The 24,171-nt window shown below is 56.3% G+C and carries 25 protein-coding genes and 4 pseudogenes; 12 read left to right on the forward strand and 17 right to left on the reverse strand.

Translation table 11 applies throughout. The annotated features are described in order from the left end of the window. Positions 1-56: 56 nt before the first annotated feature. The 4 genes from JCM25354_RS03455 to JCM25354_RS03470 form a co-directional block, all read right to left on the reverse strand. Entirely contained in the window at positions 57-446 is a 390-nt protein-coding gene (locus JCM25354_RS03455) for a hypothetical protein (protein ID WP_025884972.1), read from the reverse strand. A gap of 221 nt (positions 447-667) precedes the next feature. Further along, the gene (locus tag JCM25354_RS03460) at positions 668-1,153 is read right to left on the reverse strand and encodes a hypothetical protein (protein ID WP_025884973.1); all 486 of its coding nucleotides are present in this window, start codon (positions 1,151-1,153) and stop codon (positions 668-670) included. Further along, positions 1,150-2,055, reverse strand: a complete 906-nt coding sequence (locus JCM25354_RS03465) for an SDR family oxidoreductase (RefSeq protein ID WP_025884974.1) — start codon at positions 2,053-2,055, stop codon at positions 1,150-1,152. Before JCM25354_RS03465 ends, JCM25354_RS03460 begins: the two co-directional genes overlap by 4 nt. Beyond that, complete coding sequence (locus tag JCM25354_RS03470; RefSeq protein ID WP_025884975.1) at positions 2,052-3,461, reverse strand: hypothetical protein; 1,410 nt, start codon at positions 3,459-3,461, stop codon at positions 2,052-2,054. The genes JCM25354_RS03465 and JCM25354_RS03470 overlap by 4 nt, the downstream gene beginning before the upstream one ends. A gap of 232 nt (positions 3,462-3,693) precedes the next feature. On the opposite strand from JCM25354_RS03470, the gene rplM reads away from it, so the two are divergent. Together rplM and rpsI are read left to right on the forward strand one after the other, a co-directional pair. Further along, complete coding sequence (rplM, locus tag JCM25354_RS03475) at positions 3,694-4,170, forward strand: 50S ribosomal protein L13 (protein ID WP_023977905.1); 477 nt, start codon at positions 3,694-3,696, stop codon at positions 4,168-4,170. Between the two features lie 5 nt (positions 4,171-4,175). Beyond that, a complete protein-coding gene (rpsI, locus tag JCM25354_RS03480) occupies positions 4,176-4,661 on the forward strand; it encodes a 30S ribosomal protein S9 (protein WP_025884976.1) in 486 nt (161 codons plus the stop codon). Positions 4,662-4,738: 77 nt separating this feature from the next. Here rpsI and JCM25354_RS20545 read toward each other — a convergent pair whose 3' ends face one another. Continuing rightward, entirely contained in the window at positions 4,739-4,921 is a 183-nt protein-coding gene (locus tag JCM25354_RS20545; protein WP_084294618.1) for a DUF2256 domain-containing protein, read from the reverse strand. Positions 4,922-5,064: 143 nt separating this feature from the next. On the opposite strand from JCM25354_RS20545, the gene JCM25354_RS16355 reads away from it, so the two are divergent. The 3 genes and pseudogenes from JCM25354_RS16355 (at position 5,065) to JCM25354_RS16360 (ending at position 6,735) form a co-directional block, all read left to right on the forward strand. Next, positions 5,065-5,709, forward strand: a complete 645-nt coding sequence (locus JCM25354_RS16355) for an alpha/beta fold hydrolase (RefSeq protein ID WP_243443867.1) — start codon at positions 5,065-5,067, stop codon at positions 5,707-5,709. After that, positions 5,658-5,873 (forward strand): alpha/beta fold hydrolase, encoded by a 216-nt coding sequence (locus JCM25354_RS22070; RefSeq protein WP_243443868.1) that lies wholly within the window; start codon positions 5,658-5,660, stop codon positions 5,871-5,873. Before JCM25354_RS16355 ends, JCM25354_RS22070 begins: the two co-directional genes overlap by 52 nt. Then, positions 5,870-6,735 (forward strand): annotated as a pseudogene (locus JCM25354_RS16360) (sugar phosphate isomerase/epimerase family protein). The gene JCM25354_RS22070 and the pseudogene JCM25354_RS16360 overlap by 4 nt, the downstream one beginning before the upstream one ends. Positions 6,736-6,821: 86 nt before the next feature. Here the strand turns inward: JCM25354_RS16360 and JCM25354_RS03495 are convergent. The 3 genes from JCM25354_RS03495 to JCM25354_RS03505 are packed head-to-tail and all read right to left on the reverse strand — an operon-like array spanning position 6,822 to position 9,992. After that, the gene (locus JCM25354_RS03495; protein ID WP_025884977.1) at positions 6,822-7,964 is read right to left on the reverse strand and encodes an acetoin dehydrogenase dihydrolipoyllysine-residue acetyltransferase subunit; all 1,143 of its coding nucleotides are present in this window, start codon (positions 7,962-7,964) and stop codon (positions 6,822-6,824) included. A gap of 3 nt (positions 7,965-7,967) precedes the next feature. Then, positions 7,968-8,996, reverse strand: coding sequence for an alpha-ketoacid dehydrogenase subunit beta (locus tag JCM25354_RS03500; protein ID WP_025884978.1), 1,029 nt, complete (start codon positions 8,994-8,996; stop codon positions 7,968-7,970). A gap of 30 nt (positions 8,997-9,026) precedes the next feature. Further along, complete coding sequence (locus JCM25354_RS03505) at positions 9,027-9,992, reverse strand: thiamine pyrophosphate-dependent dehydrogenase E1 component subunit alpha (RefSeq protein ID WP_025884979.1); 966 nt, start codon at positions 9,990-9,992, stop codon at positions 9,027-9,029. 258 nt (positions 9,993-10,250) lie between these two features. On the opposite strand from JCM25354_RS03505, the gene JCM25354_RS03510 reads away from it, so the two are divergent. Further along, entirely contained in the window at positions 10,251-11,186 is a 936-nt protein-coding gene (locus tag JCM25354_RS03510) for a helix-turn-helix domain-containing protein (protein WP_025884980.1), read from the forward strand. Positions 11,187-11,208: 22 nt separating this feature from the next. On the opposite strand, the pseudogene JCM25354_RS16365 reads toward JCM25354_RS03510, so the two are convergent. The 5 genes and pseudogenes from JCM25354_RS16365 to panB all read right to left on the reverse strand — a co-directional run bounded on the left by JCM25354_RS16365 (position 11,209) and on the right by panB (position 16,156). Continuing rightward, positions 11,209-12,068, reverse strand: a pseudogene (locus JCM25354_RS16365) (glucose 1-dehydrogenase). A 127-nt stretch (positions 12,069-12,195) separates the two neighbouring features. Further along, entirely contained in the window at positions 12,196-13,458 is a 1,263-nt protein-coding gene (locus tag JCM25354_RS03520; protein ID WP_148301361.1) for a PepSY-associated TM helix domain-containing protein, read from the reverse strand. A gap of 216 nt (positions 13,459-13,674) precedes the next feature. After that, entirely contained in the window at positions 13,675-14,403 is a 729-nt protein-coding gene (locus JCM25354_RS03525) for an SDR family oxidoreductase (protein WP_025884982.1), read from the reverse strand. Between the two features lie 111 nt (positions 14,404-14,514). Then, a pseudogene (panC, locus tag JCM25354_RS16370) lies at positions 14,515-15,341 on the reverse strand (pantoate--beta-alanine ligase). After that, on the reverse strand, positions 15,338-16,156 hold the full coding sequence (gene panB, locus JCM25354_RS03535; RefSeq protein ID WP_025884983.1) for a 3-methyl-2-oxobutanoate hydroxymethyltransferase: 819 nt from the start codon (positions 16,154-16,156) through the stop codon (positions 15,338-15,340). The pseudogene panC and the gene panB overlap by 4 nt, the downstream one beginning before the upstream one ends. Before the next feature lie 184 nt (positions 16,157-16,340). Here panB and JCM25354_RS03540 point away from each other — a divergent pair, with 184 nt between their 5' ends. Beyond that, a complete protein-coding gene (locus JCM25354_RS03540; protein ID WP_025884984.1) occupies positions 16,341-17,438 on the forward strand; it encodes a branched-chain amino acid aminotransferase in 1,098 nt (365 codons plus the stop codon). A gap of 51 nt (positions 17,439-17,489) precedes the next feature. On the opposite strand, the gene JCM25354_RS21555 is transcribed toward JCM25354_RS03540, so the two are convergent. Next, on the reverse strand, positions 17,490-17,801 hold the full coding sequence (locus JCM25354_RS21555; protein ID WP_025884985.1) for a hypothetical protein: 312 nt from the start codon (positions 17,799-17,801) through the stop codon (positions 17,490-17,492). 110 nt (positions 17,802-17,911) lie between these two features. Between JCM25354_RS21555 and folP the strand changes: the two genes are divergently transcribed. From folP to JCM25354_RS16380, 5 genes and pseudogenes are all read left to right on the forward strand, one after another. Then, positions 17,912-18,817: a dihydropteroate synthase gene (folP, locus tag JCM25354_RS03550; protein WP_025884986.1), complete on the forward strand. Its 906-nt coding sequence runs from the start codon at positions 17,912-17,914 to the stop codon at positions 18,815-18,817. After that, positions 18,814-19,692, forward strand: a complete 879-nt coding sequence (folK, locus tag JCM25354_RS03555) for a 2-amino-4-hydroxy-6-hydroxymethyldihydropteridine diphosphokinase (protein ID WP_025884987.1) — start codon at positions 18,814-18,816, stop codon at positions 19,690-19,692. The genes folP and folK overlap by 4 nt, the downstream gene beginning before the upstream one ends. 101 nt (positions 19,693-19,793) lie before the next feature. After that, positions 19,794-20,344: pseudogene (folE, locus tag JCM25354_RS16375) on the forward strand (GTP cyclohydrolase I FolE). Between the two features lie 67 nt (positions 20,345-20,411). Next, positions 20,412-20,981, forward strand: coding sequence for an L-dopachrome tautomerase-related protein (locus tag JCM25354_RS22910; RefSeq protein ID WP_279379535.1), 570 nt, complete (start codon positions 20,412-20,414; stop codon positions 20,979-20,981). Positions 20,982-20,983: 2 nt separating this feature from the next. Beyond that, the gene (locus JCM25354_RS16380; protein WP_279379536.1) at positions 20,984-21,571 is read left to right on the forward strand and encodes an SMP-30/gluconolactonase/LRE family protein; all 588 of its coding nucleotides are present in this window, start codon (positions 20,984-20,986) and stop codon (positions 21,569-21,571) included. A 15-nt stretch (positions 21,572-21,586) separates the two neighbouring features. Here JCM25354_RS16380 and JCM25354_RS03570 read toward each other — a convergent pair whose 3' ends face one another. The 3 genes from JCM25354_RS03570 to JCM25354_RS03580 form a co-directional block, all read right to left on the reverse strand. Then, positions 21,587-22,303 (reverse strand): MgtC/SapB family protein, encoded by a 717-nt coding sequence (locus tag JCM25354_RS03570; protein ID WP_025884988.1) that lies wholly within the window; start codon positions 22,301-22,303, stop codon positions 21,587-21,589. 407 nt (positions 22,304-22,710) lie between these two features. Next, positions 22,711-23,046, reverse strand: a complete 336-nt coding sequence (locus JCM25354_RS03575; protein ID WP_148301362.1) for a hypothetical protein — start codon at positions 23,044-23,046, stop codon at positions 22,711-22,713. Positions 23,047-23,439: 393 nt separating this feature from the next. Then, on the reverse strand, positions 23,440-24,060 hold the full coding sequence (locus JCM25354_RS03580; RefSeq protein ID WP_025884990.1) for an exonuclease domain-containing protein: 621 nt from the start codon (positions 24,058-24,060) through the stop codon (positions 23,440-23,442). Between the last annotated feature and the right edge of the window lie 111 nt (positions 24,061-24,171).

Here is a 24,171-nt window from a genome sequence, read left to right on the forward strand (position 1 = left end):
TTCTCTCTTCTGCGTACAGAGAGAGTTCCGTATTTCAGGTCTCTTGAAATACGTTCTTAATGCCGACCTCTTGGCTCGTCGGTCAGGATCCGAATATCAGGGGCAGCTGAAAGAACTTCACGCACTGCGACCAGAACAGGGTCGGGTATGAGCGCAGCGCCTTTGGTCTGAGCGACCTGCACTGAATGCCAGCTGGTTGAAACGCCCTTTTTCCTGAATTCACAGGAGCACACTACCAGATAACGTCTTTTGCCGGATTTTATCTCGAAATCCCATCCATGGTCTTCAGCATGGACAGGGTCGCAGGCTATTCCTGCTGCGATCAGGCGTTCGTGCAGCCAGGCCGCAAGTTCATCACCGCCGATCTGCTCGTTGATTGCATCAGGGCGTGGTGCGCTCCCTCTGAAAATACTGCTCTCAATGTCGAACAGATGATGAAAATGCATGTATTTATACCCCTTCTTATATTAAATAGAAGTCTATATCAGATGACGGATAATATGATATATATTACAGTTCTGGCCTACTATCTGATTTAATATCCAAATAATTCCATTTTTACTTTTAATTTGTTGTGGTTTCTAACTTATTTTCAAGGGGCTGTAGCCTGTTCCGCAAAAAAAAAACATGGGACAGGCTTCTAATCAGACCTCTGGCTGCCTGATCCTCAGGCGCGCCCGTAACCGAAACTGTCTCGCGCACGGGGGGCAAGGCGGCAGCAGAGCCAGCCACTTTCACCCATATCCGGTATGTTCTGATCTGTAGCTGGCGTCAGATAGCCATTAGGGAGCAGGACATAATGATCGATGTTCAGTTCTGGCCCCTTCAGAAAGATATTGCGCCAGATCTTGCCGTTGACTGTGTATTCCTTGAGCGTCCAGGTTCCATCAAGCGTATCGGAACGATTGAACATCATGTCTTCTGCCCAGAAAGACTGACGATGCAGCCGGTAACGGCCGGAGTGATCTGTCGGTGCGCCGTCCAGCACAAGCTCAATTGAAACATTTCCCTGCGGTGTGGGCAGGGGATTGAATCCGTACCAGTCTCCCAGGACCGGTCCTGTCGGATCGGCGCAGCCTGTCAGGGTCCCTAGCGTGGCAATGGCGATCGTCAATGTGCCGAGGCGGGACAAGGTACGGATCAGACGTGTCATGAGCATTTTCCGGCAGGGAGGGTGGACGTTTCGTTCGAGGTTCTGAAAAGATGGGACAGTCCATCTTTCAGGGGAAGGGGGTTAAAACCCAGTCGGGTTTGCATAGGCTCTATACAAAAAGCCTTGTCTTCCAGAAGACGTCTGATTTCTGCTCGTCCTATGGAGGGAAAGCCGGGACATTTTGCGGCAACAGGGGCCAGAAATTCGAGAATGCCTCCGGATACAGGGAGGAAAATCCTTCTGCCTAACCCGGCAGCTTTCAGAATGGACTCGATGAACTCTCTGTAAGTCATTGCCTCCGGCCCGGCGACGACAAGGGATTCCGGTCCGTCCAGATCTCCGCTATCGGCCAGATTGAGTGCGGCGAGAAGAGCCCGTGTGACATCGTCCTGGTAAACGGGCTGTACGAGAGAACGTCCGCTATTGGGTAGCGGCACGACTGGAAGACGGCGCAGCAATGCAGCCAGGCGTTGCACATTATCCTCGCCCTGCGCCCCGTAAATCATGGTTGGATGCAGGATCATGCCGGGGCGTCCGGAGGCAAGCAGCGCTTTTTCACCGGCAAGTACCCCATTGCCATGCTCATCCGGCCAACGGGTGAACTTTCTGGTGCTGCCAAGGCCGATCAAACGAACCTTGTCGGTTGTGGCAGTAAGGAGAGTCGGGAAATACCGTGCATGGGCCGTAGAAATCACACATTGGGCATCATGCAAGGCCATTGCTAATGCTTCTGGATGCTCCAGATCTGCCTGTCTGGCGTAAGGTCTCAAGGCAGCGGATATTTTTCCGATCGAACGGACAACCGGTATGACTGTCCGCCCTCTGGCATGAAGCGCCGCTGTCAGCGCTTGTCCCGAACGTCCGGTTGCACCGATGACATGAACAGGGGGGAGGGCGTTCATTGGATGGTTGTTGTCAGACCTGGAGGAGAGAGCCAGGCGGCCGCAGGTTTTGCGGGGGAGAAATCATGCAGGAAATAGTTTGCCAGGGCATCTACCGTAATACCCCCTTCAGGGTGCCATCGGATCGTGAGGGTTCGTCCGTTGGGATCTGTCAGATAGGCAGGGAGGGGAGCCAGTCCCGGGACAATCATGCCGATCAGGGAGAGTTTCGATGTGATATCATTCTTCAGATCAACAACAGAACGACCCATTTTGGTGGCGATACGTTGCTGGGCCAGGGGGATACCCCCAAGATCACGATATGAAAATGTCACATCGATGAATCTCAGACCCGGTTTTCCTGACTTGCCGTTCATAGACTGCATCGTCACTGACGTATCGACAATACCGGCATCGGGGGCAGAGAGATGCGTCGTTCCCGTATTGATGTGGGTTCTGGAATCGTAGCTTGACTGGGTGTTCAGCACCGGAATACGGATCTGGTTCGGGAATATGACGGCAGCGTCACTTTCCGGAGGGAGTGCAAGCGCAAATTGCGACACGGTATAGGTACTACTGGTTAGAGTACCTTCTGTTCTTCGGGTTTCCTCCGAATGAGCAGCTTCGCCACTGATTGTACCAAGCCTGAAGACGAGATGATTGATTTTCTGTGAAGCGATACGGAGTTTTTCCGGCTCAGAACGTTTTTCATCCGCTTTTTTGCGTTTCTCGAACATTCTTATGAGTGCAGTGAGATCATAACCGGCTTCATTGAGTGAATCGACACCCAATGATACCGGGCCATCGCGAAAGAAGAACGCATCGGGAAGCAGACCGCGTAGCGAACGAGTTTTCCGGCAACTGACCTTGGCATTCTTCAACTGAAGAGTGTCACCCTCTGCACTGCCAAAATTATCGAGACTGCCTTCATCAAGACTCGTGGAGCAGTCCAGGGTGTCGGAGTCCAGTATCAGAGCACGCAGATGGCTGCGTTCGAAGCGGATGTCCGATACATAAAGCAATGCTGTCAGATCGCGCTTTTCGACATTCATAGCTGGCAGAGACAATTTGTGAATATGTAGATCACCGATCGTCCCGTGTATTGGCCCGTCAACGGTGATGTTTTCTGCATGGATACGTGAAAAGCTCAGTCCGGTGCCGATAAAGCCACTCGGGTTGTTAACGGTCAGCAGCTTTGCCGTAATCTTGTAAGGACCGTTGATGAAGCGGGCATTATCAAACCCCGCGCCCTGTGCAAAGAATCTCGGATAGGCCCGGTCATATTCAAATCTGGCATCCGGAGGCAGGCTGGCCCGAAAGCTTGCCAGAGCCCGCTGCAGTTGAGCCTTCGATTCATGGCGCAAGCCTATGCCACCAAGACCAATAACTACAATGCAAAGGCTTGTTACCAGCCAGGGTCTTCTCACGGCAGATAATCCTTAATCCAGCCATCCTGATAAGCTTGGTGCATGTTAGACCGAGTTGAGACCAACAACAATAATGCAAAGATTTGTGGTATCATGATACCATATTCCCGTTTGGCGCAGAAAACCGCCATTTATTGATGGGAGGAATGAGTCGAAAAAGCTTGACCTGTCACGCATAGGGTCCCATAAGGCGCGCCCAATACCAACACATGTTGCTGGATCAGTCCGAACCATGAAGACCACACTTTCGTTGAAGCCTGCAGAGGTGACGAAAGGCTGGACCCTGATCGACGCCGAAGGGCTCGTTCTTGGCCGCCTCGCCACCATCATCGCGACCCGCCTGCGCGGCAAGCACAAGCCTCAGTACACCCCGCATGTCGATTGCGGCGACAACATCGTCGTGATCAACGCCGAGAAGATCGTCCTGACCGGCAACAAGGTTGGCCAGAAGCTGTTTCACTACCACACGGGTCATCCCGGTGGCATCAAGGAGCGCACCATCACGCAGCGCCTCGAGGGCAAGAACCCCGGCAGCGTGATCGAGAAGGCAGTCGAGCGTATGATCACGCGCGGCCCGCTGCAGCGCGCTCAGATGAAGCACCTGTACGTCTATGCCGGTGACAAGCACCCGCATGAAGGCCAGCAGCCGGTCAAGCTGGATGTTGCGTCCATGAACCGCAAGAACACCCTCAATGTGATCGAGGCCTGAGAGATATGTCTGAAACTCAAGAGCGCACAGGTACGCTTCAGGACCTCGCCGGCATCGCTCCTGCCACGCAGGCTGCTCCGGTTCACGAAGTCAAGCGCGATGCACAGGGTCGTTCCTACGCAACCGGTCGTCGTAAGGACGCCACTGCACGCGTCTGGATCAAGCCTGGCAAGGGTGACATCATCGTCAATGGCCGTGCGGTCACGACGTATTTCGCCCGTCCGGTTCTGCGCATGCTGATCACGCAGCCCTTCCTGCTGACGGATCGCTACAACCAGTTCGATGTGTATTGCACGGTCAAGGGCGGCGGTCTGTCCGGCCAGGCTGGCGCAGTGCGCCATGGCATTTCGCGTGCCCTGACCCATTATGATCCCGCTCTGCGCGGTATTCTGAAGGTTGCAGGCTTCCTTACGCGTGACAGCCGTGTTGTCGAGCGCAAGAAGTACGGTCGCGCCAAGGCACGTCGTTCCTTCCAGTTCTCGAAGCGCTGATCGTTTGTCGGGGCCTCTGGCCTCGACCGATGCTGTGTATCGAAAAAACCCTGCTCTCTCACGAGGGCAGGGTTTTTTTATGTTTCAGAGCCGGAAGTTCCCGTTGCCCGGCGGCAGGCATCGGAGCAGTAGCGCACGTTTTCCCAGTCGCGAGCCCATTTCTTCCGCCAGGTAAAAGGGCGCTGACAGACCGGGCAGACTCTGGAAGGAAGATTGGCCTTGTCAGGCTTCGAAGGGACTCGCCCCTTGCCGCGACTCATGTTCAGATGCCCTCATCTGCGGAAACGGTCACAACGCAGCATGAGGGGAGTGTTTCATTCCGGATCACCGAGGGAACCTGTCTCCTTCTCACGCGCTTGCGAGAAACTCCCTGATTTGATCACGTAATCGCGAGAAACGCTCCATGCCCTATATTACGACAAGTGACGGAATACAGCTGCATTATCAGGAACAGGGAGAAGGACGCCCTCTGGTGATGATCCATGGCTGGACCTTCTCCGGGCGTTTCTTTCATCGCAATGTGCCGTCTCTGGCGCAGAACGCACGCGTAATCACGCTGGATCTTCGTGGCCATGGCGAGTCCGGAAAACCCGATCACTCTTACCGTATCCCGCGTCTTGCTGCCGACCTTCGCGATCTATTGCAGGCGCTTGATCTTGATGATGTCACCGTGCTGGGCTGGTCGATCGGTTGTCCGATCATCTGGTCCTATCTGGAGCTTTTCGGCAAGGAGAGGCTTCGCGATGCCATTTTTGTGCAGCAGACTCCAAAACAGTATTTCTCATCCGAATGGAAACATGGTCATGCAGCCTGTTACGATCAGGCCGGGCTGGCAGAGACAATCCAGAAGCTGACCCTGACTCCCGAGGCTTTTGACAGGCAGAATCTTTCTGACTGCTGTGCTTCAGTTCTGCCGGATGATGAGCGTGCAATGCTTCTGTCAGAAATGGCGAAGAGTCCGGCCCATGCCCGCGCAGCCATGATGCAGATCACACTGTGCATGACTGGCGTGACGTTCTGCCGTATCTCGATCTGCCAGCTCTCATGATGATTGCCGAAAAAGACGCTGTCCTTGTGCCGGAAGGACCAGCATGGGTGGCGGATCACATGCCCCAATGCCGCGCTCTGCGCTTTACCGAGAGCTCGCATATGCTGTTCATCGACGAGACCGAGAAATTCAATCAGGCTGTCATGGAGTTCATGGCGCGATGAGCGAATTTCCTTTTCGTTTTGGGGTCAATGAATTCACCACCCAGCCCTGGTCCTATGAGGAAGATGTAGCGCGCTATGCCGCGCTCGGGGTTGAGGCGATCGAGATCTGTGAAGCCAAGCTGGATCCGCAGGACGCGGTACGGCAGATCAGCATGGCCAGAGAGGCAGGTCTGGCAATCAGCGCGGTCCAGCCTCGCATCCGGACCTTTTTTGGCAGCAAGATGACTCCTCAGCCACAGGCTGTGGAGGCCCGTGTTGACGCCTTTGCCAGCAGTCTGAAGACTCTGGCCCCTCATGCCGAAGGGGCGGCCTTCGTCATGAATACGGGTGCACCGCTTCAGGGGAACATGCAGCGTTGCCTGGATGAGACGGTGCATTACCTGCGCCGCCTCTCTCCGCTTGCTGCCGATCTTGGAGTGACCCTGGCAGTTGAGCCGCTCAATCCCACATCCATCAACGCTGAAACGGCGATCTGGACCATAGACCAGGCACTTGATCTGCTCGATGCTGTTGGTCACAAGGCCTGCGGCTCTGTCTGGATTACTGGAATATCTGGCAACAGCCCGAATGCGAGGCTGCGATACGCCGCGCGGGATCACGTATCTTTGTGGTACAGGCCAGTGACTGGCGTACGCCCCTGTCAGCCATGGACCGTCTGATACCCGGGTCGGGAATCATTCCCTTGGGTGGTTTGCTTCACGCCACATGGGAAGCTGGGTTTCGCGGCGTTTGTACCCTCGAGATTTTCTCGTCGGATGTTCCGGACAGTCTCTATAAGCAGGATCTGCACGAGGTAATACGGCTCTCACGCGAAGGGCTTGGGCGTGCCTGGTATGATCATCGGGAGAAAATCACCGGGTAAATCCGCAATGACGCCGAATGACTGGTGCCATTGCGAATTCGGACGACAGTAGCATTGCCGGGAAGGCCAGGATCCGTTAGCCCCGGTCAGGGATTGTCCTGACCGGTGACGATCGTCGCAAGTCGTTCTGCAACCTCACCTGCGCGTTCGAGCTGGGGCATATGACCTGTTCCGGCGTAGCGTGTGACCATTCCCTGATCGGGTATGATGTCTGCATTGGCTACAGGCAGGATTTCGTCATTTTCACCCCAAAGAATACTGACCGGACCGACGTAATTCTCAAGGGCTGCAAGAAGCGAGATGCTTTGCCTGTTGCCTTCAAAACTTGCCGCAGCAAGGGTTCTCAGGCCGGGCAGCACGCCATCGAGACGTTTGAAACGGATCATGTCCTCAATCATCTGGCGCGAAATCAACGTCTTGTCATGCACCAGAAGGGACAGGACCGGTTCGAGGGTCTTACGCCGGTCTGCGGTCAATATGCCCTCAATGAAGACCCCATTGACTGCCGGTCCGAGTCCGGCAGGTGCGATCAGGGTCAGGCTGGCCACAAGGTCAGGGCCGAGGGCCGCCAGCTCCAGTGCAATGGCGCCACCCAACGAATGACCGACAATATGGGCCCTGTCGATCGACAGGGTGTTCATCAGATCCTGCACGGTCCGGGCCATGGTTCTGGTTGTACCATCGCCGACCGATTTGCTTGATTCTCCGTGACCAGGCAAATCAAAGGCAATGACCCGGGTCTGCTCTGCAAGAACAGGCTGTGTTAACATCCAGTTCTCGAGCGATCCGGCAAAGCCGTGAATCAGCACGACCGGTATCTTCCCGGAATGTGCGTTGCCACTATCCTGGACGCGCAAACGAAGCGTACCAACCTCAATGATCGTATTGGCAGGTGTAGCGGTTGTGTCGCCATCATCGGATTTTCTGGTTGTTTCAGCCTCGAAACCGGCAATGAAAGCATCGATTTCCGCCTCGGGCACCGTGGCATCCGCCACGACGCCGATAAGCGCGCCGACAGGCTGTATCTCACCTTCCTGTGCAATCTGACGACGCAACATACCCGAGACAGGACTCTCATAGACGTTGGTGATTTTCGTGGTTTCGATTTCCACCAGCTCCTGACCGGCAGTGATGTTATCTCCGGTCTTTGCCAGCCAGCCGACCACTGTCCCCTCTGTCATCGCCAGACCAAATTTGGGCATGGTGATCGGGGCAATACGCTCAGCCATGGCTCATGCCTCCTGTTTTGCCGCATAAGCCATGACCGATCGTACCGCGGCGGCGATTTTGTCAGCGTCAGGCATGTAGTGTTTTTCCAGCGCCGTTGAGAACGGTACCGGTGTATGGGGGGGCGTCACGCGTCGTATCGGCGCCTTGAGCGTATCGAACCCCTCTTCAGCCACCAGGGCAGCAATATCAGTCGCCATGTTGCAGCGTGGGCTTGATTCATCAACGATGACCAGACGCCCGGTTTCTGCCACGCAGTCCAGTATGGTGCCGGTATCAAGTGGCGATGTCGTACGCGGATCGATGACGGTGCAGGATATGCCTTGTTTCTGTAAAAGATCAGCGGCCTGATTGGCGAGCGCGACCATACGACCGAATGCCACGATGGTGACATCATCACCCTCACGCGTGAGATTCGCCTCACCGAAGGGGATCGTATAGGGCTCGTCAGGGACCTCTTCTTCCTCGTCATACATCAGCTTGTTTTCGAGGAAGATAACGGGATCATCATCACGTATGGCCTCGATCAGCAGGCCTTTGGCCTCATAGGCTGACGAGGGAATGACGACCTTGAGGCCGGGGATATGGGTGAAGATGGGGTAGAGCGCCTGGCTGTGCTGGGCTGCTGCCGAGAAGCCTGCGCCGTACATGGCCCGTATGACCAGAGGTGTGCGCGCCTTGCCCCCGAACATGTAGCGGAATTTGGCCGCCTGATTCATGATCTGGTCGAGGCAGCACCCGACGAAATCGACAAACATCAACTCGGCAACAGGGCGTAGTCCCGTTGCGGCTGCCCCTGCTGCGGCACCAATATAGGAGGCCTCGGTAATAGGCGTATCAAGTACGCGATCTGGGCCGAATTCGGTGTAAAGGCCCTTGGTTACGCCAAGGACTCCACCCCAGGCCTCTTCGACCCCTGAGGTGCCGCCCTTGCCGCCTGCAATATCCTCTCCCATCAGGATGACACGCTCATCGCGGCGCATTTCCTGACGAAGCGCCTCGTTTATGGCCTGTCTGAAGCTTTTTCTGGACATGGTTATTCCCTTTCCCTGACAGGAGCCGGCTCAGTAGCTGACATAGACATTTTCAAGCAGATCGGCGGCCTCCGGCATGGGGTCGGCCTTGGCCTTGCTCACGGCCTGATCGATTTCGGCCCGTACCGCCTTGTCGATGGCGTCCAGTTCGGCAGCCTCGATCATGCTGGTTGAGGCTACCTGCTCACGGAAATTCTTGAGACAGTCCTTTTCGGCGCGGAGACGAACAACATCTTCCGGCCGGCGATAGCTTGCGGCCTCACCTTCGAAATGGCCGTACCAGCGCGCCAGATGCACATGCATCATGACTGGCCCCTTGCCTGAACGTGCGTGACCTATGGCTTCTGCGGCAGCCTGATGCACAGCAAAGAAATCCGTACCGTCGCATTCGACATACGGCATGCCGAAGCCTTCTGCACGGGCGCGTTGCGACCCTGCACAGGCATAGGACGAGGCGGTTGCCTCGCCGTAACCATTATCCTCGAGCACGAAAACCGCAGGCAGCGACCAGACACTTGCCAGATTCAGACTTTCAAGCGTTGTGCCTTCGTTCGAAGCCCCGTCACCGTAAAAGGCAACGGCAACGCCCCCGTCCTTGAGCAGCTTGTGCGAGAGGGCAGCCCCGCAGATCAGAGGGGGACCGCCGCCAACAATGCCGTTTGCACCCAGCATGCCCAGAGACAGATCGGCAATATGCATTGAGCCGCCCTTGCCTTCGCAGACGCCGCTTTTCTTGCCATAGATCTCGGCCATCATGCCCTCGACGGCGACGCCTTTGGCTATGCAATGACCGTGGCCGCGATGTGTGCTGGCGATCGTGTCTGTTTCGCTGAGATGGGCACAGATGCCCACTGCAGAGGCTTCCTCGCCGCAATAGAGATGTACGAAGCCAGGAATTTCGCCAGTGGCGAATTCGACATGCAGCCGCTCCTCAAAATCCCGGATGGTACGCATCGCCCGGTAGGAACGCAGAAGGATGTCATGGGAAATCTGCATGAGATAGTCTCCCTTGGGCACCACATGGTCTGGCGCCCGCCTTTTTGAGCCGGGGGCCATGGAGCCTTGTGAGATCAGGGCTCCGCGTCCCGATTGGGGCAGCATCATCATGAAGCGGGACAGGTGAGAACATTTATGTGTTATCAATAACAGATAAGTGTTATCATCTGGCTTCAACTGTCGCAGGATTGCGCCAGTCAGGCCCGGTCAGAGGCATAAGCCACAGGGTGGGATCAGGGCTGTCCTGGAGGAAAGACCATGGCCGACATGGTGACCCGTCGTGATATGCCCGCATCCCTGCCTGCCATGCTGCAGGAATCCTGGCTGCGCTGTAGCCGGAAACGAGGTCTTGCTTCACGCAGGAGCGGGCTGGGCGAGCGGCTCTGTTCCGCCGAACTGCAGCAGGCGCGCGATCAGATGGGTGCCGTCATGCGTTCTGCCTGTGTCGAGCTGGATCGTCTGGCATCTCTGGTCTTGCCGTTGGGGTATATTGCCCTTCTCTCGGATTCTCGAGGGATAGTGGTGGCGCATCGCAATAACGAAGAAGGCGATAACCGTACGAAAAGATGGAATCTGAGATCGGGCGCCCTGTGGTCAGAGGATGAGGTCGGCACAAACGGGCTGGGGACCTGCCTTGTCGAAGGAAAGCCGGTTACGATCAGCGGGGGCGAACACTGGTGTTTTGAGCTGCATCGCCTGACCTGTACTGCGATGCCTTTTTTTGACAGCGATGGCCGGGTTGCGGGAGCGCTGAATGTCAGTGCGGCTGGCACAGATCCGAAAATTTCCGGCATCATGGAAGCGTTGCTGTTCAGTGCGGCGCGCAGCATTGAATACACCCTGTTTCACCGACGCTTCGGTATGTGGCGCATTCTGTCGCTTGATGAGGGTGAAGGCCTTTCCCAGCCGCTTGTTGCCCTTGATGAGGCAGGGAGAATCCTCGGTGCTACCCGTGCTGTGAGGGATCGCCTGCGTCTGGAAGATCAGGCTTTTGAATCCGAGGAACTGTCCTGGCCGGCTTTGTCAGGCCGTGATGACAGAACCAGACCCGATTTCAGAAGAGCTGAAGTGCACACGATTGAAGAGGCTCTGGCACTGAGCCAGGGCAAGATTGCCCCGGCAGCGCGACTTCTGGGTATCAGCCGCTCGACATTGCATCGCAAGGTCAGGGGGCTGGGTATCGAGCGAAGCTGAACTGGCCTGTCTGTCGCGGGAGTCAGCCGTTGATGATTGTACCGCCATTGACATGCAGGGTCTGACCCGTGACGAAAGAGCCATCCTCGCTTGCCAGATAGACATAGGCAGGACCAAGCTCCGCCGGTTCACCACAGCGGTTCATGGGAACAGAATTGGCGAGCTGGGAGACTTCGTTCGGGTCGACCGGTCCCCAGCTTGCGGGCTGGAGTGGTGTCCAGACCGGACCCGGTGCCACCGCGTTCACGCGGATGGATCTGGGGGCGAGTTCAAGAGCGAGCGCACGCGTGAATCCCATTTCTGCGGCCTTGGTGGTCGAATAGGCAAGCAGGCCCGCACTGCATGATAGGCGTTGATCGAGGACGTGTTGATGATCGCGCTTCCCTGGCCCAGATGGGCGAGCGCGGCACGGGTAAGAAAGAAGTAGCCGTTGATATTCGTGTCCATATGACGTTGCCACTCGTCATCGGTGATTGTCGCGCTGTCCTGATTGACGACCTGCCAGCCCGCGTTGTTGACGAGAATATCGAGGCCGCCAAATGCTTTGACTGTCCGGGCTATGGCGTCGTTGCAGAACTGGCTCGAACGTATGTCACCAGCAATGGCGAGCGCCTTGCGTCCCTCTTTTTCGATAAGGCGTACCGTTTCCTGCGCGTCCTCGTGTTCTTCCAGATAGAGAATGGCAACATCGGCGCCTTCACGTGCGAAATGGAGAGCCGCTGCACGACCGATACCGCTATCGCCTCCGCTGATGAGTGCCTTGCGTCCGTCCAGTTTGCCGCTACCGCGATAGCTGTCTCGTATATGAATGGCAGCGGGACGCATCGGGGCCTCGATGCCTGGCTGATGGGATTGCGACTGGGGGGGGATATGTTCGGGCATGGAATGCTCCTTTTTTCTGCCTCGGACAGGCAAAACTTCACGAATATGTGAGAAAGTCTCCCCGGACATGAATGTTCCTGTTTTCCATTTTTCCTCAAGATTTTGTGATGTCAGACTATCTAGGCTGTCATTTCCGGAAGCGCCTTGCGCGTCTCTTGCGCTCCCAGATCAGAACTCCCGTAACCGAGAGGAGAGCAGTCACGATTCCGCTCAGGCAAACCAGAATGCGCCCGACCATTCCTGCAAGACGCCCGCTATGGAACGGATCCTGAAACTGCAGGATCAGATCACCCAGTTTTCCTTCCGGTGGAATGGTTGTCTGTACGATCGCCCCTGTATCCAGTGCGATGGTAATAAGCGGGCTGCCAAAACCTGAAGGGATCTCTCCCGTATCGCTGAACAGATAGAAGAGCGCCCGTTCGGGGTTATGGGTCAGCATGACTGCGGCGGGGCGTGCGTCCCAGCCATGTTCACGGGCATGGGTTCTGACAAGCGCCTCGCTTTCTTCGAGATCTGGTGCATGCGCGCCGCTGGGGCAGGGTATTTCAGGCATCATGGCTGCGACAGGAAAGAAGGTGCGGATGACTGGTTGGAACAGCTGCGGACCCAGGGCCAGTGCGACACCACTGATTGCCATGCCAAACAGAATGAGCCAGAGCCATAATCCGAAAGCGCGATGCAGATCGAAAAACAGGCGCAGCATGTTTCTGGGGTGGGCAATCTGCCAGGCTGGTTTCCAGCCGGTCCAGAACTTTCTTTTCCAGGGTGGCGTTACAGGGGGCAGGGTCAACAAGAACCCGTTGACGCAATCAAGGGCCCAGATGAGTGCCGTGACTCCGACAATCCAGAGGCCTGTCGAGCCAGCTGCCAGCGAATAATGAAGCCTGTAGATAAAAGGCATGAGGAGGCGCCGGTTCAGGCAGCATCCTTCTGCCACGCGCCCTCCCAGCTCATGGGCATCGCCAGGGTCGAGAAAGATCTCGTCAGGTTTCGGGAGGCCTGCAAGAGTGCGTGCCGGGGCAAGATAGGCATGAAGAGTGCCCCCGGGAGCCGGACGATACTCGATGGCCACCAGGGGCTGATCGGGATGGGTTCTGGCGATCGTCTCGATAATGAAGGGAAGGGGTAATTGCCGATCGGCGTTGTGCGTGATCCAGAGATCGGGATTCAGCAGATGATCAAGTTCGGTGCGAAATACACTGATGCTGCCAGTAAGCCCGATTACAACCAGAAGTGGTGCCAGGATGAGTCCGACATACCGATGCATGGTCACCATGGCACGGCGCGACTGACGCAACGGCCAGAATGGACTGCTTCCGTTCGGACCTGATTTCGGACGCGACGCTGCGCGGTTCGATCTGCTGAGGATGGGCGCACTCCATTGACGCAAGCCTGTGCTCCGACCCCATGGGATCGGCAGAGGCTCTAGAGACTGCGCAACTGAGAGTCAATCGCATTTATTGCCTCTTGTATGTCAGAAGAAGCATGTGTGTTTTGCCTGCTTCTTCTGAGGAGCTGAAATCCGGTCGACAGAGAATAAAAAACCCCGCCGTGAAAGGCGGGGTCTTATTGTTGTTTCAGGGCAATATCCGGCTTGCAGAGGCGATCAGATATCAAAGCCTGTGGGCAGGAGGACCAGATCGCGCACGGTCGTACCACGGCGGCGTGTGAGCATGAAGATCAGTGCTTCTGCCACGTCAGAAGGCTGCATCATGCCGCCGCCTTCGAGTGCAGCCTTGCGGCGCTCGGGGTCCCAGTCATCGATCAGGGGGGTGACGACCGGACCGGGCTGGATGGCGCCGACACGTACACCATGAGGAGCGAGTTGACGACGGCAGGTATGGGTAAAAGCCTGAATGGCGTGTTTTGAGGCAGTATAGATTGGCTCAGCCACGACCGGTACGACGCCGGCAACCGAGCTAGTGATGATGATATCGCCACTGCCCTGTTTCATCATGGGTTTCATGGCGCAGCGCGCCGAGTGGAGCGCGGCATTGATGTTGAGGTTGAGCATGCGATCCCATGCATCCGGATCACCTTCCCACGCATCGCCACCAACATAGGCGCCGGCATTGGCGAACATGATATCGAGGCGGCCCTGACTGGAAAGGATCTTGTCTACAGCCTGCTGGATACTGGCATGACGGAACAGATCGACCTCAATACCGTGCAGCCTTTCGCCCAGCTCGGCATGGGCCTTGTCCATCCCGGCTTTGTCACGGTCGAGAATATAGACGATAGCGCCACTGGCGATGAGATGACGGACGCATTCCAGACCGATGCCGGAAGCGCCACCTGTTACGGCAGCGATCTTGTCCTGAAGCGGAAGCGACATGCTTGCATACCTATCTTGTACATGAGCGTCCCTCCGAGAGGGAGGCCGGAGGCCCGGTATCAATGACCGGGCCTCACCATGAGCTTATGATGGCATGTGATTTAGCCTGTGCTAAATAACGATATTGTCAATCAGACGCACAGATCCGAGAAAAGCCGCAGCCAGCAGACGCAGGGGGGCAGAGCCCGGTCTGGCAGGTTCCAGCGTTTCTGCGTGGCAGCATTCCAGATAATCGACCGGTCCAAACCCGGCATGAGCAAATGCTTCCTTTCCTGCAGCGAGTGCCGCGTCTGTCTCCATACCTGTCCGGATTGCCAGAGCCGTATCCTGCATGATGGTATGTAACTTCGGGGCGATTTCTCGCGCCGAATGCGAAAGACGACGGTTACGTGATGAAAGGGCCAGACCGTCAGGTTCACGAAGAGTCGGGCAGGCGACAATGTCGACAGGCAGATTCAGATCCTGCACGATGCGACGCACAATCTGGAGTTGTTGCCAGTCCTTTTCGCCGAAAAAGGCCTGGTCGGGGCCAGTGATGGTCAGCAGCTTGGTCACCACTGTTGCCATGCCGTCGAAATGGCCGGGGCGATGGGCGCCTTCCAGGCGTTCCGCCAGCCTCCTGTCTGTACGCTGGTGCAATAGCCCGAGGGATACATGGTTTCGACAGAGGGAATGAACAGTGAGCATCGCCCGTCAAGCAGGGCGATATCATCTGCTTCTGTCCGTGGATAATGGGCCAGATCGGTCTGGCTGTTGAACTGGCGCGGGTTGACGAAGATCGAGACAATCACGTGCTGGCATGTTTTCTCGGCTTCCTGCACGAGACTTATATGGCCTTCATGCAAGGCACCCATGGTGGGTACCAGCCCGATCCGATCCCCTTCGGCGCGTCTTGTGGCAATGGCGCGCCGCAATGTCTCGATAGAGCGATAGATCACGCATTGTCTCCAAAGCTGTGTTCCTGCCCGGGAAAGCTGCGCTCGCGTACTTCTTGGGCATAGGTTGCAAGGGCTGTCGCGGCATTATCGGCAAGCGAGGCATATCGCTTGACGAATTTCGGCTTGAATTCGGCAAAAAGGCCCAGCATGTCATCGATTACAAGAATCTGTCCGTCGCATTCCGGCCCGGCGCCGATACCGATCGTCGGGATCCCAAGGCGGGTTGTGATAGCAGAACCGAGGTTTCGCGGCAGCTTCTCAAGCACGATAGAAAAGGCGCCTGCCTCTTCGACTGCATGTGCATCGTCCATCACGCGCTGGGCGTCTTCGTTACGCCCTTGCACCCTGTAGCCTCCCAGCACATTCACAGCCTGCGGGGTCAGCCCTATGTGACCCATTACCGGTACACCGCGCGCAACCAGAAAAGCGATGGTTTCCTTCATATGAACGCCACCTTCAAGCTTGACGGCCGCTGCACCCGTTTCCGCCAGAAGGCGTGAGGCATTGCGAAAAGCCTGGGCAGGGCTTTCCTCGTAACTTCCGAATGGCATGTCCACCACGCAAAGCGCTCTGTCCATGCCGCGCATGACGGCCTTGCCATGCATGATCATCATATCCATCGTGACGCCCAGCGTCGAAGGCAGACCATGCAACACCATGCCAACACTGTCTCCTACCAGAACGATGTCACAGGTGGCATCGGCGAGGCGAGCAATAGGGGTAGTATAGGCCGTCAGGCAGACGAGAGGCGTCTTGCCCTTTTGTGCTCTTATGGCAAGAGGTGTGAGGGTCCGGATGGGGGTCGATGCGCTCATGAAGGCCCTTTCAGATTTTGCTGGCCGTTTTGCGATTTCCGGATGAGGCGCTGCCGGTATGAAATCCCGGCATCACGATACGGTCAGGCACAGATCGCGTTCTTCTCTCTGCCTATCAAAGGGTGTCAAGATGCGGCGAACGGGATAGAGTGCCCCCATAATCGACCAGAAGATGGAACAGACCATGGTTTCCGAAAGCGCAGCACCGCATTTCAATATAGAGCCAACGAGTAATCCGACACCTGCGGATCATCGTGCAGATCTTATTGCCAACCCCGCTTTCGGCCGTATTTTCACCGATCACATGGCCGTCGTGAAATACAGTGAAAGTCGTGGCTGGCATGATGCAAGGATTACAGCACGCAAACCGATTTCTCTCGATCCTGCTGCTTCTGTTCTGCATTATGCTCAGGAAATCTTCGAAGGCATGAAGGCCTATCGTACCGGAAACGGAAGCATTGTGACTTTTCGTCCGGAAGAGAATGCCAAACGCTTCCGTGCCTCTGCAGCTCGGATGGCCATGGCTGATCTGCCGCAGGAAATCTTCATCCAGGCCGTGGACGAGCTGGTGAAAATGGATCGTGACTGGGTGCCTGAAGGAGAAGGCAAGAGCCTCTATCTGCGCCCGTTCATGATTGCGACCGAGGCTTTCCTTGGCGTGAAACCCGCTTCTGAATATCTCTTTGTTGTTATCGCCTGTCCTGTAGGTGCCTATTTTGGTTCAGGCTGCGTATCGGTCTGGGTGTCCGAGGATTATACCCGCGCCGCGCCTGGTGGTACGGGTGCTGCCAAATGTGGCGGCAATTATGCTGCCAGCCTTGTGGCCCAGCGGGACTCCCAGAGTCATGGGTGTGATCAGGTTCTGTTTCTTGACAGTCGTGAACAGCGCTTCGTTGAAGAAATGGGCGGTATGAATGTCATGTTCCTGCGCGATGACAACACGCTTGTTACCCCGCCTCTGACCGGCACCATCCTGCCAGGAATTACGCGTGATGCCATTCTTCAGCTTGCCAAGGATCATGGTCTGAAAATCGAGCAGACGCCGATCGAGATCGATGAGGTCTTTGCCGGTGCCGCGTCAGGCCGCTACAGGGAAGCTTTTGCCTGTGGAACTGCTGCCGTTATCACCCCGATCGGTTCGTTGCGCCGACGTCAGGGAGAAGCCGTTTTCGGCGATGGCAAGACACCTGGCGACGTCTCGCTTGGTCTCAAGAAAACACTTACCGAGATCCAGTCGGGCAAGACGAACGATGTTCATGGATGGATTCATTCGATCGTCTGACCAGCCCGGATGCAGGACCGCTCTGTACTGGACCGGTGACAGGCGAGCGGTTCAGTAGTTTTCGTCTATGGCTTCGGAGGGTGGGCTATGGCGCTCCGGGGTTATCGTACGGCTCATGGCCGCAATCTCCTCATCCTTTGAGGCGGGCTGTGGCGTGAAGCCGGGATGCTCACTGCGCCGTTCGAGCAGAACGCTCTCCAGAGCAGACGGATCAGCGGCTTCCGCCTGACGAAAAAGCTGTTCAGCCTTTTCCTGGTCCCCTTCTTCCTCGGCGCGCAAGGCAGCTTCTGCCAAGGCACGAGCACTTTGGTGCTTGTTGTCTTCACCGTCGAACAAGGGGGTGTCAAACTGGTCATTGGTCATGGGGCGTCTCCTTCTTCTTTCTAGAACAGCGTCAGCCGGAGACGGTTCGTTTTTCTGGACCTGTCTGCTCCCATACTTTATGAGCGTGATCTTTCCGGGTCCTGATATGAATGGATGGTATGGTGGCGGCGGGTTCCGCGATGCAGAAGGCTCGATGGCAAGACAGGCGTGATGCGCTCGTTGCAGCGGTACGGGCCGCGCATGAGACCTATGGCCCGCTCATCATGGGTATCCTTAATACGACGCCCGATTCATTCTCCGATGGCGGACAGCACGATGGCCCGGATCAGGCTGTGGCCCATGCGCGGCGCCTGGTGACAGACGGAGCCGCACTGATTGATATCGGTGGGGAATCAACGCGGCCCGGCGCAGATTTTGTCCCTGCATCCGAGGAGATTGCCCGAACGCGCCCGGTTATTCTGGCGTTACGCGATGAACCGCAATTTCTTTCCATAGATACTTACAAGGCCAGTGTCGCTCGCGAGGCCGTCCGTGCCGGGGCAGTCATGATCAACGATGTCTGGGGGATGCAGCGCGATCCTGCCATGGCCTCTGTCATGGCAGAAAGCGGTGCTGTTGCCGTGTTGATGCATAATCGTGAGACCATCGATCCGGGTCTTGATCTGCATGACGAATTCCGGCGCTATTTTGATGCGCTTTTGTCGCAGGCCATGCGTGCAGGTATCCGACGTGAGCATATCATGCTCGATCCGGGTGTAGGGTTTGGCAAGACTGACCCGCAAAATCTTGAAAGCATCCGGTTGATCAGCGCATTGCGTGAAGAGTATGGCATGCCCGTTCTGCTTGGGCTTTCACGCAAATCCCTTTTCGGCCGTTTACTTGGTCGTGCAGTGGATGAACGTCTTGCCGCGACACTGGCAGCCAATCTCTGCGGTATGGCTCGTGGTGCGTCCATTCTGCGCGTACATGATGTTGCGCCGCATGTTGATGCGGTGCGGATTGCCTCTCTGCTTGGAAGGCCGGGTGCCGAGAGCAGGAAGCCAGCAGTGTCATGAGTCAGTCAATCATCCGTCTCGATGGCCTCCAGGTTTTCGGGCGGCATGGCGTTCTGCCTGAAGAAACCCGGCTCGGTCAGAAATTCCTCATCGACCTTGTGGTCACTGTCGATACGGCGCGTGCAACGCGCGATGATGATTACCAGTTTGCCGTTTGCTACGCCTCACTCTGCGATCGGGTGATTGCGCTTGCTGCCGGTGAACCGGTGCGTCTGATCGAGACGCTCGCCGATCGTATTGCACAGGATCTTCTTGCGCATTTTCCGACCATTGCACGCCTGACAGTGCGCGTGAACAAGCCGGGCGCGCCGATTGCTCATCCTTTTGGCATGGTCAGCGTCGAGACGACGCAAGAGCGCTTTCTGCCGGTCGGGTTTTCGCTCGGCTGCAATATGGGCGATCGCAAAAGTGCACTTGAGCTTGCCGTGACCTGGCTTGGTCTGACGCCAGGACTTGAAATCGAAGCTGTATCCAGCCTCTATCGCACGGCCCCCTGGGGCGGGGTGGAACAGCCGGATTTCTACAATCTCTGCGTTACGGGCAGGACCAGTCTTGATGCCATGGCGCTCTTGCGTGTGTGCAAGGAGATCGAAACCCGTCTTGGCCGTGTGCCTTCCGTACGGTGGGGACAGAGAGCGATGGATGTCGATCTGCTCTATCTGGGCGCGCAGGAGATCGAGAATCCTGTTCTTACCCTCCCGCATCAGGGCATCGCGCAGCGGGCCTTCGTACTTGTTCCCCTTGCCGAAATCGCATCAGCACAGAAAATCAGTGGACTTTCCGTATCGGACATGTTGGACAGGCTCCCCCGCGAGGCTGATGACGTTGTCCCCTGCGCGGAAGATCCGTCTTGCATTGCCGAGGACCAGAAATGACCAAACCGACTGCCGATCTCGTGGCGCTGGATGCCGCCCGCCACAAGGGGCAGGGTGGGGAACGCCCCATCGCACCGATCGCAAAACCTGAAGATGCTGAAATGCGCATTGCCGGGGCGGTGCGTGAGATCCTTCAGGCTCTGGGTGAAGATCCTGATCGCGAAGGTCTGTTCGAGACGCCGGGCCGCGTGGCGCGCATGTATCTCGATGTGCTGGGCGGTCTGCATGAAGATCCGCGCGAGCATCTGCACAAGCAGTTTCTGGCCGATCAGCATGAAGGTGCCGTGATTGTGCGCGATATCGGCTTTCACTCCATGTGCGAGCATCATCTGCTACCGTTCTTCGGCAAGGCGCATGTGCCTATCTTCCGGAAGGTGGTCGTCTGACCGGGCTGAGCAAGATTGCGCGCACGGTTAATGTGCTGGCGCGCCGTCCACAGCTTCAGGAACGCCTGACGGATCAGATTGCTGCCTCCATCATCGAGGTGCTGGAACCCAAGGCTGTCATGGTTCTGGTCGAGGCCGAGCACATGTGCATGGCCATGCGCGGCATACGCAATGTGGGCAGCCGCACGGTAACGACCGTAGTGCGTGGCACCTGGCAGCGTGATGCTGCGTTACGTGCCGAGATCATGTCCTTACTCAAGGGCTGAGTTTCACGCCGCTGTGGTTTGACGCGAAGGCCCCCGATCTCTTTCATGATGGACAGGAAGAGGGAATATGAAAACGCGTCTTGCCTTGAATACACTGATGATGTCAGCGGCACTTGCCGTTTTCTGCCCCGCACTGTCCTGGGCACAGGGTGGTATGCCCGCTCCCATAGGGGGCGACAGCATTGACGAGGGTTATGCACCGTCAACCAATGTTGAGGTGATCGGCCGGTTTCAGGAGGCGCAACCCTCAGGTATCGCCATACTTCCCGATCATCGCCTTGTGCTTGGATTTCCGCGCAGTCTGCATGATCATCAGGGGCCGAGACTTGCCCTGTTTGATCATGGCACGATTACACCTTTTCCCGATGCTGACAGTCAGGCGAGGTTTGTCTCTCCCCTTGGCATGACTGTCGATGCCAATGGTCAGCTCTGGGTGCTCGATGAAGGTATTCTGGCCGATAAAGGCACGGTACCGGGTGCAGCGAGACTTATTCACATCGATCCGGGCTCAGCGCGTATCGTTGAGGAAATTCCTCTGTCGGCGCCTGCATTGCGTTCGGACAGTCATCCGAATGATCTGCGTATTGACCTGACTCACGGAGATCGCGGCACGGCGTTCATTACAGATTCCTCCTGACTGTGCATCCAGCGCTTATTGTGGTGGATATCGCGAACGGAACACAGCGGCGCATTCTGGCAGATACCATCCCTGTCATGCCACGTCGCGGTTTTCTGGCCGTGCTTGATGGCAGGGCCTCACGATATGATCCTGATCATCCGACAATGGCGCAGGCCGGGGCAAACGGGATCGGGCTGAGTGCCGACCAGCAGACCCTGTTTTGGCAGCCACTGACCAGCCGCGAACTCTATTCTGCGCCTACCACTGTCCTTGCCGACCCCAAGGCGACAGAAACCGAGATTGAGTTCAGCGTGAAGGATGAGGGGGAGGCCGGCATGGGTGACGGTATGGCCACCGCACCGGATGGACGCCTGTTTCTTACAGATATCGAGCGTCATGGCATTCTTGTCCGGGCACCTGATGGCACAATCTCGGTTGTTGCCCATGATCCCCGTCTGATTGCGCCCGATGGCCTGGCCTATAGCAACAACACGCTCTATGCCACGATTGGCCAATGGTCTCGTCAGCCCGCCTTTCATGGTGGGGTGAACAAGGAGCAGCGTCCCTGGCTCCTAGTCAGGATCGCTGTTCCACCACCGGCTCCCTGAATCCGGCTCTGGTTTTCAGGTATCAGCGTTGAGAGAGAGCGATGCAGCGACAACGCGACTATCGCTCATGAGAGTCGAAATGAGCGTTTCGAGTATAACAGGTCCATTTGAGGAGACCATGAGGCTGACATTGATGGCAGCCTGTTCTTCTTCCTCTTCACTCAGGGAGAGCTTGCCGATTGTGTAATCGGCCTCTTCGAGCTGTTCCTTGAGCAGGGCCGTCATTTCCTGGACAGACTGGCGGCAGGTCACGACGCGAAGCACATAACCGGCTTCCATCGATTTGGTCTGGAGAGGAATACGATCTATGGCGCGCACAATAGGTCGGAGCAGGGTATTGCCCGCAATGATGAAAAAGGTCAGCAGAAACCCTTCTGCCAGCATATCGCTTCCCACACAGGCACCGACAGCAGCCGAACACCAGAGTGTTGCCGCTGTATTCATGCCGCGCACGGTGGCGCCTTCCTTGATGATCGCTCCCGCTCCCAGAAACCCGATTCCCGAGACGACATAGGCAATAACGCGCAGCGATTCGACATCGCCCGCAAGGCGCTGTGCCAGATCGACGAAGGCCGCCCCACCGAGGGCAACGAGTGCATTGGTGCGCACTCCTGCCGTGCGTTGCCGGTATTGCCTTTCAGCGCCGATCAGTGTGCCAAAAACGAAGGCGCTGAGCAGGCTGATGCTCGAATCCGTGAAAGAATGGATGTCGAATGTGTCGATGAAGCGCACGGCTGATCCAGTCTGATGCAAGTGGGCTGGCCCGGTCTGTCTAGTCGGTTTTGAGCCGTTCGCCCACCCGTTGCGCGCGTCAGGTCGAAAGATGAAAGGCGTGGTGGCAATATTAAGTCACGTGAATGTAAGCTGTTTCCCGGTTCGGTGCTGTCCCGTTAAGTTGGGCATGGGGGGCAATGAAAGCATCATCTGTGAGCTACAAACGGCACCGATTTCCGCGTGAGTCGATCACTCATGCAATGTGGCTGGATTTCCGTTTTCGCTGAGCTTTCGTCTTACATAGGAGATGCTGCTCGAGCGGGCGTTGCGGTCTCGTATGAGACGATCTGTTGATGGAGCCAGATCTCGGCATAAACACAAGACACTCGACTGAAGTCGGTTAACGTAAAAACGGCGGCGATGGATCACTCATTTTCCGGCAGCTTCTCATCACAGTAATCGTCTTCATCCGCTAATTTTCGAGCAAGAAAAAATCTCTCCTCGCATTCGTTGAAATCATCCTCCGTGAACGGAGAAATGCTCTCATAAGTTCTCCATATGCCTATACCTCCAACACTTGTAATGTAGCAGTCTCTCAGGATAAGCCATTCGTCAATTGTAAGAGAAAGATTGTTTGTCTCTCGGCCGAGCGGATAAATAGCGCTATCGACTTTTGATATAACAGGCATAAGTTCTTTGAATGTGAAACCATTTATCGCCTCTACATCTCGAGCATCGTCGGGATCGAGAACGCTCGTCATAAGAATATACCTTATAATGAGAACGTCTTTCGGAATGAGAGTAAGTTTGATTGAACCGGATTTACTCATTTCTCATTGACCCTATCGATTAGCCACGGCCTCCTAGGTGCAGGACGTATTGTTGTTCCGAAGTTGCCATCTTTTAATCTGGGGTTGGGCTGAAAGAAAATTGCCTGTTGATTTTCTTTATCCCGGATACCCAGAGTGTCACGGGGTATATCGTCAAAAAATTCGTATCTTTTAGGATGACTCAAGGAATCTGTGAGCGCTTTCTTTTGAGGTCGGTTGACGTGACATCACCCGCTTGTCTCTTGCCCGGGAGGCAGCAAAATCTGGCATACGGGATGATATGTGACCTTTTCAGTTTTCTTCCCGCTGATGCGAAGAAAGAGATCAGGAAAACAGCTGTTCCTGACGATGCAGGTCTCTCCCTGCACGTAGTGCAACACCGCGCCGGATATGTCGTGCCTGGGTAAGCCTCAGCAACTCCTCTGGTGAGGCCAGGGCAAGTTGGCGCTGAAGGATATGAGCCGTCACATAGGCATCGGGTCCTGCGCGATGGGCCGGGCTCGCCATATGACGGTCAAGGTCAAGCCTGAGCCAGTAGCGCAGGATCTGGTTTGTGTGACGAGGCGCGTCAGGCCATAGTTTCTGTCCGGCACGCAGGGTGCAGAGCCAAGGCAGGCCGCCAGTCATCTCATCCGTCAGGAAATGTCGCTCGAAAGCGATATGATGTGCGGCCAGCATAGACGGGGCGGGGGCACGCTGGATGAGTGCGGAGAGTGTTTCTGGCGTTGCACAGGGCAGTTCCGTGTTGAAATCCTCTTCCATCAGGTGATGGACGGCCTGTGTTTCTGGTGTCAGCGGAGCCTGAGGGCAGAAGAGCTGCGTATGGGGTGGCTCTATCTGCCAGCCTGATTCATGCAGAACAAGATCTACCGAGCCAAACTCGATGACTTCCGAAGAGGCGGGATGACTTCCCGAAGTCTCCAGATCAATAACACGCAGGCGCATCGAGTCGTATGGCTCCTTTTCTCAGGACAGATGAGGTCCTGATCTGCTCGTTTCCTTGCCGGGAGAGGATAATGAAGGAAAATAACGAGGAGTGGTCATTTATCTGTCGAA

Origin of the sequence: Asaia prunellae JCM 25354 (assembly GCF_000613885.1) — a bacterium.
Lineage (GTDB): Bacteria > Pseudomonadota > Alphaproteobacteria > Acetobacterales > Acetobacteraceae > Asaia > Asaia prunellae.